Here is a 15,564-nt window from a genome sequence, read left to right as displayed (position 1 = left end):
ATGTGGGCAACACATGTTTGCGCATGTACGCACCAAGCAAGTGATACAAAAGGTATGTTTACACATACTGACTCATGAATACCGGAGAACGGTGGCGCCCCCACCACCTGCACCTTCAATATGTTGCGCAAGGCGTGAAGATGAAACGAAATACTCCATGACTTGACCACGCGCCAGATGGGCATTCCCTCGCGACCCGCCTCAGGCGGGCTCGGCGATGGCCACTTCGACCCAGGCCACCAGAGCCTCCAGATCGGCCTCGGCTTCCTCGGCCAGCCCCTCGGCAAAGCCATCAAACGCGCTGACGTTCATCCGGTTCACGCCGGTGATCACCGGCACCCCCATGGCCAGCGCCTCACCGATGACCGGCCGCATGCCGCGCCCCTCGGCCTCGTGTTTGCCGAATTTGTTGACGATCAGAACCTGTGGCGCCGGGGTTTCTGACAGGGCGCCGGTGACCTGGCCGACCGCACGTTCCAGGGCGGAGGGATTGAGACGGCATCCGCGCGCACCCTCGCCGAGGGATTGGGAGATCCGGATCGTTTCGCCATCGGGCAGGACCCGGACATCCATATCGCAGAGCTTGTTGTCATAGCATTCGGTGTTGGTCTGCACGATGCCAGCCGTCCGGATGCCCCTGGCCGCCAGACGTTCGGCAAGTGCGGTCAAAAGACGGTCCGTGGCGCCCCGTTCGGCGGTCATGACATAGGCGAGCTGCATTTCCAGTATTCCTTGTGTGGCCAGCTTGGGTCAGATCCGTGCAAGAGCCGCAGGCCCGAACCCATCACAGCCTAGCGCGGATGCCGCAGGCCCGCCAGTGGCAGTTCCCCCTGCCCCGCGCCACGACAGGCGGGCAAATGGGCGGCGTAAAAATCCTCTTGACGCTCTGCGGCCCGCTCCTCTACCCCTAGGGCACGCAGGGGAGTCCCGCCCGAGGGGACTGAGAGGCTGACAGGGAGAAATCCCGGTGACGCGACCCTTAGAACCTGACCCAGTTGATACTGGCGTAGGAAGCTAGGACAGCCGTGACCACCCCTGTACAGGTTGGGACCGTCTGCGCCGAACAGGCAGGCCTGTACCCCCTGCCCGCGTTTTCCTCCGGCCCGGCTCAATTGGTGTCTTTTTGAGATTTGGCCTCGAGGAGCACCAAGATGAACGTCCCCAACCCGAAGATTACCACCGGCGGGCTGCCCGCCTCCAGGAAGATCTATGTGGCAGGCGAGATGCACAAAGGCATCCGCGTGCCGATGCGCGAGATCTCCACCCATCCCACCGCCGCAGAGCCGCCACTGCCGGTCTATGACAGCTCCGGCCCCTATACCGATCCTGAGATCCTGCCCGATATCCGCGCGGGGCTGGCACCGTTGCGCACCGAGTGGATCGAGGCACGCGGCGACGTGGAGCGCTATGTCGGACGCGATGTGACGGCGGCGGACAACGGTTTCGTGTCGGGGGATCGGCTGGTGCCGGAATTCCCGGTGCGCCCCGCGCCACGGCGGGCAAAGGGCACGGCCGCCCCGACGCAACTCGCCTATGCGCGGGCGGGGATCATCACCGCAGAGATGGAATATGTCGCCATCCGCGAGAACCAGCTGCGGGAGCTGCCTGCGGGCCATGGCGCGCGGGACGGCAATGACTTTGCCGCCAATATCCCCGACTATGTGACGCCGGAGTTCGTGCGCTCCGAGATCGCCGCGGGGCGTGCGATCATCCCCGCCAATATCAACCACCCGGAGCTGGAACCGATGATCATCGGCCGCAACTTCATGGTGAAGATCAACGCCAATATGGGCACCTCGGCGGTGACCTCCTCGATGGAGGAGGAGGTGGACAAGCTGGTCTGGGCGATCCGCTGGGGGGCCGATACGGTGATGGATCTGTCGACGGGGCGCAACATCCACAACACCCGCGAATGGATCATCCGCAACTCGCCGGTGCCGATCGGCACCGTGCCGATCTATCAGGCGCTGGAGAAGGTGGGCGGCATCGCCGAGGATCTGACCTGGGAGGTGTTCCGCGACACGCTGATCGAGCAGGCCGAACAGGGCGTCGACTATTTCACGATCCATGCGGGCGTGCGTCTGCATATGGTGCCCATGACCGTAAACCGGGTGACGGGGATCGTGTCGCGGGGTGGGTCGATCATGGCGAAATGGTGCCTGCATCACCACCGCGAGTCGTTCCTCTACGAGCATTTTGAAGAGATCTGCGAGATCTGCCGCCGCTATGATGTGTCCTTCAGCCTGGGCGACGGGCTGCGGCCCGGATCGATTGCCGATGCCAATGACGCCGCACAGTTTGCCGAGCTGGAAACGCTGGGCGAGCTGACCAAAATCGCCTGGGCCAGGGACTGTCAGGTGATGATCGAGGGGCCCGGCCATGTGGCGATGCACAAGATCAAGGAGAATATGGACAAGCAGCTGGAGTGCTGTCACGAGGCGCCGTTCTACACGCTGGGGCCGCTGACGACCGATATCGCGCCAGGCTATGACCATATTACCAGCGGCATCGGGGCGGCCATGATCGGCTGGTTCGGCTGTGCCATGCTGTGCTACGTGACGCCGAAGGAACACCTTGGGCTGCCGGACCGCAATGACGTGAAAACCGGGGTGATCACCTACAAGATCGCGGCTCATGCGGCCGATCTGGCCAAGGGCCTGCCGGGGGCGCAGCGGCGCGACGATGCGCTGAGCCGGGCGCGGTTCGAATTCCGATGGGAGGATCAGTTCAACCTCTCGCTGGACCCGGAAACCGCGCAGAGCTTTCACGATGAGACATTGCCCAAAGAGGCGCATAAGGTCGCTCATTTCTGCTCCATGTGCGGACCGAAATTCTGCTCCATGCGCATCAGCCATGACATCCGTGCCGAGGCCCAGAAGGAAGGGTTCGAGGCGATGTCCGCGAAATTCCGGGAGGGCGGAGAATTATATGTGCCGGTTGCAGCACCGGCCAAGGCGCGGACGTGATCACGATTGCGGGTGCGGGTCTGGCCGGTCTCGCCTGCGCCCATGAGCTGTTGGCGCGCGGCCTGCCGGTCACGGTCTATGACCGCGCCGAGGAGATCGGAGCCGCCAGCGCATCGCGCTATGCGGGGGGCATGCTGGCGCCATGGTGCGAACGCGAAAGCGCCGAGGAGGAGGTGATCACGCTCGGATGCCGCGCCCTCGACTGGTGGGCCCGGATCACCCCGGTGCATCGGCGCGGCACGCTGGTGGTGGCGCCGCGTCGCGACCGGGCCGAACTGCGCCGGTTCGCCCGCAGGACCCGTGGGTTTCGCGACCTCGACGCCGCAGAGATCACCGATCTGGAACCGGAGCTGGCCGGGCGGTTTGACGCAGGGCTGTTCTTTGACCGGGAGGCGCATCTGGACCCGCGCCGGGCGCTGCGCGATCTGGCCCGCGCCGTCGCCGCGCGCGGCGGCGAGATCCGGCTCGGAACGGCGGCCCCGGCCGGGGTGGACCTGGACTGCACCGGCATCAGCGCGCCCCTGACGGATCTGCGTGCCGTCCGCGGCGAGATGGCGGTGCTGCGCAGTGCCGAGATCCGCATCACGCGGACCCTGCGGCTGCTCCATCCGCGCACCCCCATCTACCTCGTTCCGCGCGGCGAGGGGATCTACATGCTGGGCGCGACAATGGTGGAAAGCGACCACGACGGCCCCCCCACCCTGCGCGCCCTGATGGAGCTGCTGGGCGCCGCCTTCGCCCTCGCGCCCGGCTTTGCCGAGGCCGAGGTGATCGAGACCGGTGCGGGGTTGCGGCCCGCCTTTCCTGACAACCTGCCCCGGCTCGACTGGCGTGACGGCACGCTTTTCCTCAACGGGCTCTATCGGCACGGCTTTCTGCTGGCCCCGGCAATGGCCGAGGCTGCTGCAGACAAAATAATGGAGATGAGGCATGGAAATCCTCGTGAATTCAGAACCGCGTGAGGTCGCAGGACCGACGCTCAGCGCCGCCCTGCAGGAACTGGGCTACAGCGGTGGCGCCTTTGCCACCGCGCTGAACGGCCATTTCGTGCCGCGCGACCGACGGGGCGAGCAGACCCTGTCGGCGGGCGACCGCATCGAGGTGCTGGCCCCGATGCAGGGAGGATGAGCGCATGATCCTCTATGATACGGAATTGCCGTCCCGACTGTTTCTCGGCACCGCGCAATACCCCTCGCCTGCGATCCTGCAGGAGGCCATCCGGGCCAGTGGCTGCGCGGTGGCGACGGTATCGCTGCGGCGCGAAAACGCCAATGGCTCTGGCGCGGGGTTTCGGGACCTGCTGCAGGAAACCGGTGTGCGCATCCTGCCCAACACCGCCGGCTGTCACAGCGTGCGCGAAGCGGTCACCACAGCACATATGGCGCGGGAGGTCTTTGGCACCCGTTGGATCAAGCTGGAGGTCATCGGCCATGCGGATACCCTTCAGCCCGACGTTTTCGGGCTGGTTGAGGCCGCCCGCATTCTGAGCGCCGACGGGTTTCAGGTCTTTCCCTACACCACCGAAGATCTGGTGGTCGGCGAACATCTGCTGGCGGCCGGCTGCGAGGTTCTGATGCCCTGGGGCGCGCCGATCGGCTCTGGCCGCGGGGTGGTCAATCCCGAGGGGCTGCGCGCGATGCGGGCGCATTTCCCCGGGGTGCCGCTGGTGGTGGATGCGGGCATCGGGCGACCCTCGGATGCGGCGGTGGCGATGGAGCTGGGCATGGATGCGGTGCTGGTGAATACCGCAGTCGCGCGCGCAGGCGCCCCGGTGGCGATGGCCCGCGCCATGGCACAGGCGGTGGAGGCCGGCCGTCTGGGCCATCACGCCGACCCCATGGACCGGCGCGACATGGCCGTGCCCTCGACACCTGTTCCCGGCCTGGCGGAGTTGATCTGATGGAGCGATTTTACCTCATCGTGGGCCATGTCGGCCGGCTGGAGCTGCTGGTTCCGCAGGGCGTGCGACTGGTGCAGCTGCGCCTCAAGGATCAGCCCGACGCCGAGGTCCGCCGACAGATTGCCCGCGCCCGGGATTTCTGCGCGGTTTATGGCGCGCAGCTGGTGGTGAATGACTATTGGCAGGCGGCGCTGGATCTGAGGTGCGATTTTGTCCACCTCGGGCAGGAGGATCTGGACCAAGCCGACATCCAGGCGCTGCGCCGGGCCGGGGTCCGCTACGGGCTGTCGACCCATGACGAGGCCGAGCTGGACCGGGCGCTGGCGCTGAACCCGGCCTATGTTGCGCTCGGGCCTGTCTACCCCACCCGGCTGAAACAGATGAAATGGGCGCCGCAGGGTCTGGACCGGCTGAGCCGCTGGAAAGCCGCCGCCGGGTCGGTGCCGCTGGTGGCGATTGGCGGGCTGACACCGGAGCGCCTGGGCCCTGTCTTTGCCGCCGGCGCGGACAGTGCGGCGGTGGTCACCGACATCCAGGAGGCCACCGACCCGGAGGCGAGAGCGCGGGAGTGGATTACGGCATGCAGGACCTGAGCCCGTTTTCCCGCCAGATTGCCCTGCCCGAGGTCGGCCGTGCGGGTCAGGCGCGTCTTGCCGCCGCGCATGTGCTGGTGGTCGGCGCCGGTGGTCTCGGCTGTCCGGTGCTGACCTATCTCGCAACGGCGGGCCTCGGTCAGATCACCGTGATGGATCCTGACCGGGTGGAGCTTTCGAACCTGCACCGCCAGCCGCTTTTTACGCCACGCGATGTCGGCGCAATGAAGGTGGAGGCCGCAGGGGTGCGGCTTCGGTCCCAGACCCCCGGGCTGCGGCTGACCCTGCACGCCACCGCCCTTGGCGCCGCCAATGCCGCGCCCGCCATCGCGCCGGTCGATATCGTCGTCGACGCCGCCGACAGCTTTGCCGTGTCCTATATCCTGTCAGATGCCTGTCTCGCCGCCGACAAGCCGCTGATCTCGGCTTCGGCGCTGGGCGTGGCCGGCTATGTCGGTGGGTTTTGCGGGGGCGCGCCCTCCCTTCGGGCCGTGTTTCCCGATCTGCCGGAGCAGGCGGCCACCTGTTCAGACGCCGGAGTGCTGGGGCCTCTGGTGGGGATGATCGGGGCCGCTGAGGCGCAGATGGTGCTGCAGCACCTGCTCGGGACCACGCCGCCGGTTGTCGGTCAGATGCTGTCGTTTGACATGGGCCGGCTGCAGGTTACGGGGTTTCGCTTTGACACCGCCAAGGAACCGGAGGCGGCGCTGCGCTTTGTCCCGCTCGGCGGTGGCAAGGACCTCGTGGTGGATTTGCGCGCCGCCACCGAAGCGCCGCAGTTGGCCACCCCGCGCGCCCGTCGCCTGTCGCCGGACAAGGTTGCCGAGGCCGGTTTGCCCCGGGACCGGCGGGTGATCCTGGCCTGCAGCAGCGGCTTGCGGGCCTGGCGGGCGGCGCGACGGTTGCAGGAGCTGGGGTACCGCGATCTGGCGCTGCACGCGGTCAACGCGCCATGACGCATATCGTGACCATCGGCGGCACCGACCCCAGCGGTGGTGCCGGGCTGACCCGGGATGCGGCCATGGCCGCGCGTATGGGCGCCGCGACAAAGCCAGTCGTGACCGCGGTCACGGTGCAAACGGGCCAGGCGGTGCAGGCCATCAACCCGGTGGAGGCAGATACCCTGAGGGCACAGCTTCGCGCCGCGCTCGCCGCGCCGCGACCGGCCGCGATCAAGATCGGCATTGTTGCCTCGGCGGAGCAGATCGATGTTCTCGTGACAGAGCTACCGGCGCAGATCCCGATTGTTCTGGACCCGGTGTTGCGGGCCAGTTCCGGGGGCATGCTCAGCGCGCGGGAGGCGCTCCTGCCGCTTGTGGCGCGGGTCACGCTGCTCACGCCGAACCTGCCGGAAAGCGCCGCGCTGACCGGGCGGACCATCGCCGCCACCGATGCAGATCTGCAGCACCAGGGCGAGGCCTTTCTGGCTGTGGGCTGCAGGGCCGTGTTGATCAAAGGGGGGCATGCTGGGGGGCCAAGATCGACCGACACCCTCATCCGGCCCGAGGGCGTCGCCCGGTTTGACGCCACCCGGATGCCAGGGGCGCGCAGGGGGACAGGATGCAGCCTCGCCACCGGAATTGCCTGTGGCCTGGCGCTGGGGCGCGATTTGCAAACGGCCTGCCAGGCGGCAAAAACAGAAATCACCAACTGGCTGGCATCTTCAGACCCTGTGTGACGGCGATCCTGTGTGACGGCGATCCTGTGTCACGGCGATCCTGTGTCACGGCAATGGAGAACCATCCTCTGAAAATGAGGTGTTGCGCTTCGGGCATTGCCCGAAGCGCCCGGCGCAGCGCGCGCCCGGGACGGGCGCGCGCTGCGCCGGGCCCAACCGGATGGCGGGGCCGCATGGCCACGGCAGATGGGCGGGAGGCCCCCCAGTCATGACGGGTCAGCCCCAGTCAGGCAGACGTCAGCGATGCCCCGGCGAACATCTGCAGGCAAATCCCGGCTGCTGTCAGATGGGTCCGGACACTGCGCGCAATATCAAGGGCTTCTGGCGTGTCGCCATGCAGGCAGACCGTATCGATGCGGGTCGGGATGCGACTGCCGTCTTCGGCAAAAATCGCGCCGTCTTCTACCATCCGGGCCACCCGTTCCCCGGCGCGCTCCGCATCGTGGATCACCGCCCCGGGCAGGGCGCGATCAACCAGTGACGCATCTGCATTATACGCCCGATCGGCAAAGATCTCGCAGGCAACCCCGCATCCGAGCTCCGCGGCGGCGGCCTGTTGCTGGGTGCCCGCCATCACCATGATGATGATCTCCGGCGCCACAGCCAGCGCCGCCGTGTAGCAGGCCCGGGCCATCTCGCGGTCGGCCGCCGCCATATTCGCCATCGCCCCATGCAGCTTCAGATGCCGCACCTCGCTCCCTGCGGCGCGGGCCATCGCCTGCGCCGCACCGACCTGATATTGCACCAGATGCGCCAGACTCTGCGGCGGCAGATGCAGCTTGCGGCGGCCAAAGCCCTGCAGATCCGGAAACCCCGGATGCGCCCCGATCCCCACCCCGCGCGCGGTTGCGGCGGCCATAGTCTGTGCCATCACGTCCCAATCCCCCGCATGCAGACCACAGGCCACATTGGCCGAGGTCACAACGTCCAGAACCTCGGCGTCCCGGCCCATCACCCAGGGGCCAAAACTCTCTCCCATATCCGCGTTCAGATCTACTGTGCGTGTCATGGCCGGCGGCCCTCCTCTGTGTCGGGATCGTCATCATCCAGATCGGTCCCGGCGGTGACCCCGCTGACCAATTGATAGGCCAGCAGATCCCGGATCTGGGCGGGATCGCGCAACAGCGGCGCGAGGCGAGCGGGCAGCCGCGCTCTGTCTTCGGCGGCGCGACGCTCTATCTGCACGGCCTCGGCCAGCGATACCAGCGTGAACCGAAACGCCGCCCCGGCCGGAGCCTGGGCCACCCGGGGCAGATCCGAGGGGATCACCGAGCCGATCCGGGGATAGCCGCCCGTAGTCTGACACTCGCTCATCAAAATGAAGGGCGTGCCGTCGCCGGTGACCTGAATGTCGCCGGGCGCAATCACCTCGGACAGCACGCTCAGCCCGCCATCGAGCGCAAAACCAGCGCCCTCGGGCAGCAGCCGCACGCCCATCCGGTTGGCACGGCTGTCGCGCACAAAGGTCGTGTGCTGAAACCGGATCAGCTCCGCCTGGCCGAACAGCTCGGTTTGCAGGCTCGGCACCATCCGCAGCCCCCCCCCCTCCAGACGCGGCTCCGGGTCCAGAGCCATATTGACCGGACCACCGGCATCGTCCCCGACGGGCAGCACAGCCCCGGCCTGTAGCCGCGCACCAAGGCCCGCGGCAAGATGCACGCCGCGCGCGCCAAGACGGTCCGGCGTGGCAATCCCTCCGCCCACATGCAGGTAGCCATAGGATCCCCGCCGCGCGGCCCCCACCGTCAACCGCGCGCCTTTTGGCAGCAGGTGGCTGGCGTTCCAGCGCAGCGCGGTTCCATCATCCAGCGCAGCCCCCATCGGCGCGCCGGTCAGCGCAATGCGCATCTCTGCGGAGGCTTCGAAGGTGCCGCCGAGGCCCGCCATTTCAATCGCGGCAAAGCTGGTGTCCTGCCCGAGCAGCGCGCCGCCCTCTGCCAGCGCCAGCCGGTCGGCCGCCCCGCCACGCGACAGGCCGAAGGCAAGGTAGCCGGGACGGCCGAGATCCTGCACCGTCAGCCCGGGCCCGGCGGTATGAAGGGTGAGGGTCCTGCTCATTTCAGCGCCTCGCTGAGCGCGCCCCCGTCGGGTCCGGCCTTCGCCAACGCGCTGTAGCGTTCCGGTGAGATCGGCTCGAACAGCACCTCATCACCGGGGCGCAGCACGAAGGGGTCGTCGGCGTCGGGCCTGAACAGGCGGAACCGGGTCTGCCCGATATGGCGCCAGCCCGTCGGTGTGGTGACAGAGAACAGGACAATCTGGCGGATCGCCACCACCACCGCGCCTTCCGGGACTTCGGGTGTCAGCTCGGTCTGGCGGGGAATGTCAAATGCCGGGGGCAATTCGCCGAGGTAGGGTTGACCGGGGGCAAAGCCGATGGTCTGCACCCGCAACCGTGTCGCCGCGATCTGGCGGATCGCCTCTGCCGCCGTCAGACCGGCGCGGGCGGCAGCCTCGTCAAGCTGGGGCGCGTATCCGGTGCCAAAGACCGTCGGAACCCGCCACAACCTGCGTCCCTGCGGAAGCGCCGCGGCGTACCAGTCCTGGGTGGCCAGAAGGCTCTGCACCTGCCTGCGCATCACCGCATGATCGGTGCCCAAGGGATCAAATCGCAGATAGGTCGACACCAGCGAGGTCGAGGTCTCTGCCACGGCGGGCCACCCGGCCAGATCCACCGCCGCTCGAAACGCCAGCGCAGCCCGGTTGGCCGCTTCGCTCAGCGCGTCGCCAAACCGCACCACAAACCCGTCGAAACCGGCGGTGGTCACCCGGGGCCATTCAGGCCCCTCCGGTGCATGGGGCCACTCCTGCGCCTCCGGTGCATGGGGCGCCTGGGGCGAAACATCGCGTAGGTCAGTCATGCCATATCCCTGCCAGCGCGTGCTGCGAAATGCCAGTCCCAAATGTCAGAACCAACCGGCCTTTTGTCGGGAGGCCTACTCGCCAAGCCATTGGGGAGGCCCCATACGCGCCGGAGCTCGCCTCATGTCCCCCTGCCCCAAGCCCCAGGCCGGGCGCCCGGCCTGTCTCGGCGCCACCCTGATCTGCCGCCGCTGACGACGCTCACCGCCTTTGCGGCCGCCGCCGCCCCGGCGCGGGCATCGGCTGCGTAACATTGGGCGCGTGGCATCGGGCGCCTACGGCGACATGGCCGACACGTCACTGGCCATCGGAGCCGTCGGGGATGCGGCGACGCCCGGCTCCCTGCGTGGGGGCGTGTCGCCCGCTATGCCTCCAGTGCGACGGGCATGTCAAAGCCATGGTCGCGCAGCAGCGAATGACGCCGCGCGCAGTCGAGATCCGCAGCGACCATCTCGGCGCACATTTCCTGAACGGTGATTTCCGGCTCCCAACCGAGGGTTTTCTTGGCCTTCGAAGGATCGCCGAGCAGCGTTTCCACTTCGGCCGGGCGGAAGTAGCGTGGATCGATCTGCAGGATCACGTCCCCGACCTGAAGCGCCGGGGCCTTGTCCCCGGTGAGGGCGGCCACCACCGCATGTTCCTCGGTTCCCTCGCCGCGGAACTCGAGGGTGATACCCAGCTCTGCCGCCGCCCAGAGAATGAACTGTCGCACCGAATGCTGCTCGCCCGTGGCGATCACGAAATCCTCGGGATTATCCTGCTGCAGCATCATCCACTGCATGCGCACATAGTCCTTGGCGTGGCCCCAGTCCCGCAGCGCGTCGATATTGCCCATATAGAGGCATTCTTCCAGACCCTGCGCGATATTGGCCAGGCCCCGGGTGATTTTGCGCGTCACGAAGGTCTCGCCGCGGCGCGGGCTCTCATGGTTGAACAGGATCCCGTTGCAGGCATACATGCCATAGGACTCGCGGTAATTCACCGTGATCCAATAGGAGTAGAGTTTGGCCACCGCATAGGGGCTGCGCGGGTAAAAGGGCGTGGTTTCGCGCTGTGGCATCTCCTGAACGAGACCATAGAGCTCTGACGTGGAGGCCTGATAAAACCGGGTCTTTTTCTCCAGACCGAGGAAACGAATCGCTTCCAGCATCCGCAGGGTGCCCAAGCCATCGACATCCGCCGTATATTCCGGTGCCTCAAAGGACACGGCCACATGGCTCTGGGCCCCGAGGTTGTAGACCTCGTCCGGTTCCACTTCAGAGATGATCCGTGTCAGGTTCGAGGTATCTGACAGATCACCATAGTGCAGCCGGAACCGCGCGTGGTCAGTCTGAGGATCCTGATAGATATGATCCACGCGCTGCGTGTTGAACGACGAGGCGCGGCGTTTGATGCCATGCACCTCGTAGCCTTTGGCGAGAAGGAGTTCAGCCAGGTAGGAGCCGTCCTGTCCGGTGACGCCAGTGATCAGAGCTTTTTTCATTGCATATCGTCCGTTGTCCTGCGGCCCTCTGTGAGGCCTGTTCCCACTGCGGCGTTTCAGGTGGCCTGTCGGGCGGCCCGTCAGGCAGCCTGAGCCTGCAGCCCCTTTGGCCGGGCCACTGCATTGAAAGCCGTCGTCACCCGCTCCACATCTGCAGTGCTGAGATTGTGATGATTGGGCAGGTAGATGCCGAATTCGTGAATGAGATCTGCGTTTGGCAACACCTGATGCCCATACCGCCGGGTCCAGAAGGGGTGGCGGGCGATGTTGCCGCAAATCAGAGGGCGACACTCGATCTGCTGGCGCTTCAGATGCGCGTAGACCTCCATCCGGTTCTCGACCAGCGTTCCATAGGCAAAGGAGGACACCAGATTTGCGTCGCTCTCTTGGCGGAAGAAATCGGGGAGCTGCGCGGCATAGGAATTGAAATTCGCCTGTCTGACCCAGGAGATGTCATCCAGTTTGGCAATCTGCAGACGCCCGATAAAGGCCTGCAGGTCGGTAGAGCGCAGATTGAACCCCGCGTGATAGAAGGTGTAGAGATTGCGGAAATCATCGATCCCGTGTTCCTGCTGCAGGCTGTCGCGCCGCGCCGGATCGAGATCACGGCTCCAGCCATGCGAGCGCAGGGACAGCATCACCTGATGCAGCTCGCTGTCATCGGTCACCACCATGCCACCTTCGATCGTGGAAATATGATGGCCGTAGTAGAATGAGAAACTGCCCGCCACACCATGGCAGCCCAGTTTGCGCGCGTCATAGGTCGACCCCAGCGCCTCGCAACTGTCTTCGAGTAGCAAAACCCCGTAGCGGTCGCAGATCTCGCGGATTTCGCGCATGTGGTTTGCGTGGCCGAGGACGTGAACGAGGATCAGCATCGCCGGCGCGTCCTCGCGGCACAGGGTTTCCAGATGCTCCAGATCGAGACCAAGATTGACCGGGTCACAATCGCACAGGCGGACATCAAAGCCGAGCTGGATCAAGGGCGAGACAGTGGTCACCCAGCTGACAGCCGGTGCGATCACCTTCTTGTTGCGCAGACGGCCGGCCTCCTGGGCGGCATAGATCATCAACAGGTTTGCAGAGGATCCGGAATTGACGAAGACGGCGTGTTTGCACCCCATCCAGGCCGCAAACTCTTCCTCAAAGAGCGTCGTCAGCCCGGCCTTGGTGAGCCGGTTGCCTGCCAGCATCCAGGCTGCCGTCTGTTCCAGTTCATCCTGTGAAATCGTGTCCTCTGCGAGGGTCACAGGCTTTACGTCACTCTTCATCATTGCGCTCCCCGCACAGATTGCATGGCTTTCAGTTCGACATAGTAGCGGCGCACTTCGTTGTAGGCGGCGGCGATGCTTGCCTTTTTGGCCTGATCCTTGAACGCGTCGATGGTGATGGAGCCGTCATGCGCCCGGAAACTCGCCAGAGGCTCCTTGACGAAGCCGACTTTCGGATAGCGCAGCATCGACAGCAGCGAGGCGAAAATATCCGGCCCCACGCCATGATATTCGCTCTGCTGCAGCGGCAGCCGTCCCTGATACAGGGCGTCGATCAGCACCTGGCGGCGAAACAATGCAGCGCCGGGCGAGATCAGCGAGCCGACAATCTTTTCCTCGGCGAGGCGGTTCTCGAAGGCTCCGGTATCGGGCAACCACTCCAGAAACTGGGTCATCATCTGGCGCCCGGTCTTGTCGTCGATGACCTCAGCACCGCTGAACGAAAACCCGACGTCATCCGCCATCACCGCAAAGCATTTCTTGATGAATGTCGGGTGGATCCAGTCATCGTCATACTGCAGGTGAACATAGTCCCCGTTTGCATGCAAAACCCCCTCCAGCCAGCAGAAATGCGGGCCGAAATCCTTTTCGCGGCGAATATAGGTGATCTTGTCACCATAGGCGGCCGCCACCTCCGGCGTGGCATCTGTGGAGCCATGATCGACGACCAGCACTTCGCAGGGCATCGTCTGCGCCAGCGAGCAGTCAATCGCCTTTGGCAGCATATCCGCGCGGTTGAAGGTGGGAATGACGATCGAAATCTGTTTTTCAGGCGAAATCTGTTTTTCAGGCATGGTATTCTCCAAGGATCGCCCGCAGGCGAGTCACATCGGCTTTGAGGGTGTCGTTCTGGCCCAGGGGCCTGATTTTTAGCGGGAATGGCGCCAGTTCGCGCGCGAAATCCGCCACGGTGATCGCCTGCCCCGACGCCACGTTCACCACCCCGTCGGCTCCGGACAGGGCCAGCTGCACCAGCAGTCGCGCGGCCTCTTGCGCGGTCAGGAAATCCCGCACACTTCCCGCGCCATATAGTTCAAACTCTGCCTCGGGGTCAGCCTCGGCAAAGCGCCGCTGCAATGTGGGCCGCAGGTAGCTCCCTGTCTGCTGCGGGTCATGAATGGAAAAGAGCCGCGCCCGACACAGAGACCGCCCGGTGGCGCTGCAGATCTGATCTGCGGCCCGTTCCGCCAGCAACTTGGTCTGGCCATAGACCGAAACGGGGACGGTCGGATCACATTCCCCAATGGCATCGTCCTTGCTCGCGTAGACATGGCTGGAGGAACACAGCAAGAACCGGGCCGCGTTATCCGTCAGCGCCGACAAGAGGTTCATGGTTCCGCCGACATTGACCGCAAACGCCCGGGCGGGGTTGGATCGAACCTCGGCCACCGGCACCAGGGCGGCAAGATGGATGACCAAATCGATCCGGCCCAGGTCCTCAACCATCCGCGTCGTCGCAGCCAGATCGGTCAGATCGGCGGTGTTGCACAGGACCTCTGCATCGGGTGCCAGCTCGGCAAGCGCCCGTTTTGCATGCTTGCCGACGATGCCGCCGCTTCCAGTCAGAAGGACCCGCATCATCGAGATATTCCCGGCGTTGGCCCGGCCCCGGCGCCGAGGCCCGCGGCGCGGAATTTTTCAGCCAGTTGGGCGCTGGCCTGCTCAACCGCATTCAGCGCCTCTGGCGCAGCCGCATCCCGCGCCTCTGCATCCAGCGCGGCGCCAGCCTGCCCCGGACGTTTGGAAAAATCACCAGAGGTCACGCATTGCGCAAACGACACAGGGTTGACACCATATGTCTTCAGAAACGCGTTGTCATTGTGCGGTCGAAACTCCGCCTGGCTATTGGTATCGGAGAAGTAACGCCCGATGATCAACGGCAGCCGGGTCGCCTTTTGCTTGTTCTGCAGTACGACTTTCCAGAATATCTGGTCGCCGATCGACTGGATCGGCGTATTATTGTTGAAATGGGTCGGATACCATTTCCCCAATATGTCAAGATTCCACAGCGTCGCCGGGCCAAAGGTGCCGCGATCGCCACTGCCGCTGCCCAATCGCAAATTGGGCTGTGCCATCAAGGGCCATTCCGGGGAATGATGCGTCCCCCACAGATCCGTCACTGTAAATTCTGCGTTGAGATGCGATTTGTCGAAACTGACCAACCAATCGCCGGCAACGAGTGCCGATTGTGTCGCTTCGGCAGTGGAGACCATCATCCGCACCGCATCGGTGGCGAGGCGATCATCCATATTGAGGTTCATGGTATATTTGGTGTTGCTCAGCGCGACCCCGGCCGCCCAGGCCTCATAGATGGTCAGCGGCTCGGAAAAACTATGCCACGTTGCATCAAGCCAGTCCGGTGCCTCATCCCCATTGTCGAAAATATAGCAGGCCTCGACCGGCAATGACTGCGCCTTCAGGTTTTCCCAATGGGACCGCAACAGATCCAGTTTGTCCGCCTGTTTATGCCACACTGCGCAAAACACAGTCGCCATAGGTGGCTTGCGCAGGTCTGAAACAGGCTGGTTATACGATTTAAACTGCACGCCTCGGGTTCTCCGGATCCATATACGCGGCTTTTTCTCCGCTCTCGGAAAACAGATAGGTCCAAAGAAATAATTTTAAGTTAAGTGGAAACTTGCGGTGCAGCCTGTATCGCGATCGCAGGTCTATTCCATTATTTCAGTGCACTAACCCCATCACAGCGCTGGATTGCGCGGCCTGTGCGCGCAGTAGGTTTTCAGGATTTCCCCTCTCGGGGTGTCGGATCGTGACAGGCATCGGCGGCTTGGAGTTGGGCGGCCCGGAAAT

At 64.9% G+C, this 15,564-nt stretch carries 16 protein-coding genes and 1 riboswitch; of the genes, 7 read left to right on the top strand and 9 right to left on the bottom strand.

Annotated elements, in window-relative coordinates; genetic code table 11:
* Window positions 1–201 precede the first annotated feature (201 nt).
* Entirely contained in the window at window positions 202–720 is a 519-nt protein-coding gene (locus FGE21_RS17510) for a DUF2478 domain-containing protein (RefSeq protein ID WP_139664709.1), read from the bottom strand.
* Between the two features lie 188 nt (window positions 721–908).
* Window positions 909–1,030: riboswitch (TPP riboswitch) on the top strand.
* Window positions 1,031–1,151: 121 nt separating this feature from the next.
* On the opposite strand from FGE21_RS17510, the gene thiC reads away from it, so the two are divergent.
* Genes thiC through FGE21_RS17475 form a run of 7 tightly spaced genes read left to right on the top strand, consistent with a single transcriptional unit; the run spans window position 1,152 to window position 7,137 of the window.
* Window positions 1,152–2,966, top strand: coding sequence for a phosphomethylpyrimidine synthase ThiC (gene thiC, locus FGE21_RS17505; protein ID WP_139664708.1), 1,815 nt, complete (start codon window positions 1,152–1,154; stop codon window positions 2,964–2,966).
* On the top strand, window positions 2,963–3,928 hold the full coding sequence (locus FGE21_RS17500) for an FAD-dependent oxidoreductase (RefSeq protein ID WP_139664707.1): 966 nt from the start codon (window positions 2,963–2,965) through the stop codon (window positions 3,926–3,928). The genes thiC and FGE21_RS17500 overlap by 4 nt, the downstream gene beginning before the upstream one ends.
* Complete coding sequence (thiS, locus tag FGE21_RS17495; RefSeq protein WP_139664706.1) at window positions 3,897–4,094, top strand: sulfur carrier protein ThiS; 198 nt, start codon at window positions 3,897–3,899, stop codon at window positions 4,092–4,094. Before FGE21_RS17500 ends, thiS begins: the two co-directional genes overlap by 32 nt.
* A gap of 4 nt (window positions 4,095–4,098) precedes the next feature.
* Window positions 4,099–4,866 carry a thiazole synthase gene (locus FGE21_RS17490; RefSeq protein ID WP_139664705.1) on the top strand — a complete coding sequence of 256 codons (768 nt, stop codon included), beginning with the start codon at window positions 4,099–4,101 and terminating at the stop codon, window positions 4,864–4,866.
* Entirely contained in the window at window positions 4,866–5,459 is a 594-nt protein-coding gene (locus FGE21_RS17485; RefSeq protein ID WP_139664704.1) for a thiamine phosphate synthase, read from the top strand. Before FGE21_RS17490 ends, FGE21_RS17485 begins: the two co-directional genes overlap by 1 nt.
* A complete protein-coding gene (locus FGE21_RS17480) occupies window positions 5,447–6,415 on the top strand; it encodes a ThiF family adenylyltransferase (protein ID WP_370285789.1) in 969 nt (322 codons plus the stop codon). Before FGE21_RS17485 ends, FGE21_RS17480 begins: the two co-directional genes overlap by 13 nt.
* A complete protein-coding gene (locus FGE21_RS17475; protein ID WP_139664703.1) occupies window positions 6,412–7,137 on the top strand; it encodes a hydroxymethylpyrimidine/phosphomethylpyrimidine kinase in 726 nt (241 codons plus the stop codon). Before FGE21_RS17480 ends, FGE21_RS17475 begins: the two co-directional genes overlap by 4 nt.
* Window positions 7,138–7,363: 226 nt before the next feature.
* Here FGE21_RS17475 and FGE21_RS17470 read toward each other — a convergent pair whose 3' ends face one another.
* The 8 genes from FGE21_RS17470 to FGE21_RS17435 all read right to left on the bottom strand — a co-directional run bounded on the left by FGE21_RS17470 (window position 7,364) and on the right by FGE21_RS17435 (window position 15,248).
* Window positions 7,364–8,146 carry a LamB/YcsF family protein gene (locus FGE21_RS17470; protein WP_139664702.1) on the bottom strand — a complete coding sequence of 261 codons (783 nt, stop codon included), beginning with the start codon at window positions 8,144–8,146 and terminating at the stop codon, window positions 7,364–7,366.
* Window positions 8,143–9,195, bottom strand: coding sequence for a biotin-dependent carboxyltransferase family protein (locus FGE21_RS17465; protein ID WP_139664701.1), 1,053 nt, complete (start codon window positions 9,193–9,195; stop codon window positions 8,143–8,145). Before FGE21_RS17465 ends, FGE21_RS17470 begins: the two co-directional genes overlap by 4 nt.
* Entirely contained in the window at window positions 9,192–9,998 is an 807-nt protein-coding gene (locus FGE21_RS17460; protein WP_139664700.1) for an allophanate hydrolase subunit 1, read from the bottom strand. Before FGE21_RS17460 ends, FGE21_RS17465 begins: the two co-directional genes overlap by 4 nt.
* Before the next feature lie 365 nt (window positions 9,999–10,363).
* Window positions 10,364–11,482, bottom strand: a complete 1,119-nt coding sequence (gene gmd, locus FGE21_RS17455; RefSeq protein WP_139664699.1) for a GDP-mannose 4,6-dehydratase — start codon at window positions 11,480–11,482, stop codon at window positions 10,364–10,366.
* Window positions 11,483–11,562: 80 nt separating this feature from the next.
* A complete protein-coding gene (locus FGE21_RS17450) occupies window positions 11,563–12,756 on the bottom strand; it encodes a DegT/DnrJ/EryC1/StrS aminotransferase family protein (protein ID WP_255731644.1) in 1,194 nt (397 codons plus the stop codon).
* Entirely contained in the window at window positions 12,753–13,547 is a 795-nt protein-coding gene (locus FGE21_RS17445; protein ID WP_139664698.1) for a glycosyltransferase family 2 protein, read from the bottom strand. Before FGE21_RS17445 ends, FGE21_RS17450 begins: the two co-directional genes overlap by 4 nt.
* The gene (locus FGE21_RS17440) at window positions 13,540–14,334 is read right to left on the bottom strand and encodes an NAD(P)-dependent oxidoreductase (protein ID WP_218062788.1); all 795 of its coding nucleotides are present in this window, start codon (window positions 14,332–14,334) and stop codon (window positions 13,540–13,542) included. Before FGE21_RS17440 ends, FGE21_RS17445 begins: the two co-directional genes overlap by 8 nt.
* A complete protein-coding gene (locus tag FGE21_RS17435; RefSeq protein ID WP_255731643.1) occupies window positions 14,331–15,248 on the bottom strand; it encodes a glycosyltransferase family 2 protein in 918 nt (305 codons plus the stop codon). The genes FGE21_RS17440 and FGE21_RS17435 overlap by 4 nt, the downstream gene beginning before the upstream one ends.
* Window positions 15,249–15,564 lie beyond the last annotated feature (316 nt).

This window comes from Phaeobacter sp. B1627, from assembly GCF_006265095.1.
GTDB lineage: Bacteria > Pseudomonadota > Alphaproteobacteria > Rhodobacterales > Rhodobacteraceae > Epibacterium.
The sequence above is the reverse complement of the archived record's forward strand: the minus strand, read 5'-3'. Positions and strand labels throughout refer to the sequence as shown.

Bases quoted from the DNA above. Each gene is read 5' to 3' on its own strand.
- FGE21_RS17510 (WP_139664709.1), bottom strand. From the start codon at position 720: ATGCAGCTCGCCTATGTCATGACCGCCGAACGGGGCGCCACGGACCGT.
- thiC (WP_139664708.1), top strand. From the start codon at position 1,152: ATGAACGTCCCCAACCCGAAGATTACCACCGGCGGGCTGCCCGCCTCC.
- thiS (WP_139664706.1), top strand. From the start codon at position 3,897: ATGGAAATCCTCGTGAATTCAGAACCGCGTGAGGTCGCAGGACCGACG.
- FGE21_RS17490 (WP_139664705.1), top strand. From the start codon at position 4,099: ATGATCCTCTATGATACGGAATTGCCGTCCCGACTGTTTCTCGGCACC.
- FGE21_RS17485 (WP_139664704.1), top strand. From the start codon at position 4,866: ATGGAGCGATTTTACCTCATCGTGGGCCATGTCGGCCGGCTGGAGCTG.
- FGE21_RS17480 (WP_370285789.1), top strand. From the start codon at position 5,447: ATGCAGGACCTGAGCCCGTTTTCCCGCCAGATTGCCCTGCCCGAGGTC.
- FGE21_RS17475 (WP_139664703.1), top strand. From the start codon at position 6,412: ATGACGCATATCGTGACCATCGGCGGCACCGACCCCAGCGGTGGTGCC.
- FGE21_RS17470 (WP_139664702.1), bottom strand. From the start codon at position 8,146: ATGACACGCACAGTAGATCTGAACGCGGATATGGGAGAGAGTTTTGGC.
- FGE21_RS17465 (WP_139664701.1), bottom strand. From the start codon at position 9,195: ATGAGCAGGACCCTCACCCTTCATACCGCCGGGCCCGGGCTGACGGTG.
- FGE21_RS17460 (WP_139664700.1), bottom strand. From the start codon at position 9,998: ATGACTGACCTACGCGATGTTTCGCCCCAGGCGCCCCATGCACCGGAG.
- gmd (WP_139664699.1), bottom strand. From the start codon at position 11,482: ATGAAAAAAGCTCTGATCACTGGCGTCACCGGACAGGACGGCTCCTAC.
- FGE21_RS17450 (WP_255731644.1), bottom strand. From the start codon at position 12,756: ATGATGAAGAGTGACGTAAAGCCTGTGACCCTCGCAGAGGACACGATT.
- FGE21_RS17445 (WP_139664698.1), bottom strand. From the start codon at position 13,547: ATGCCTGAAAAACAGATTTCGCCTGAAAAACAGATTTCGATCGTCATT.
- FGE21_RS17440 (WP_218062788.1), bottom strand. From the start codon at position 14,334: ATGATGCGGGTCCTTCTGACTGGAAGCGGCGGCATCGTCGGCAAGCAT.
- FGE21_RS17435 (WP_255731643.1), bottom strand. From the start codon at position 15,248: ATGGCGACTGTGTTTTGCGCAGTGTGGCATAAACAGGCGGACAAACTG.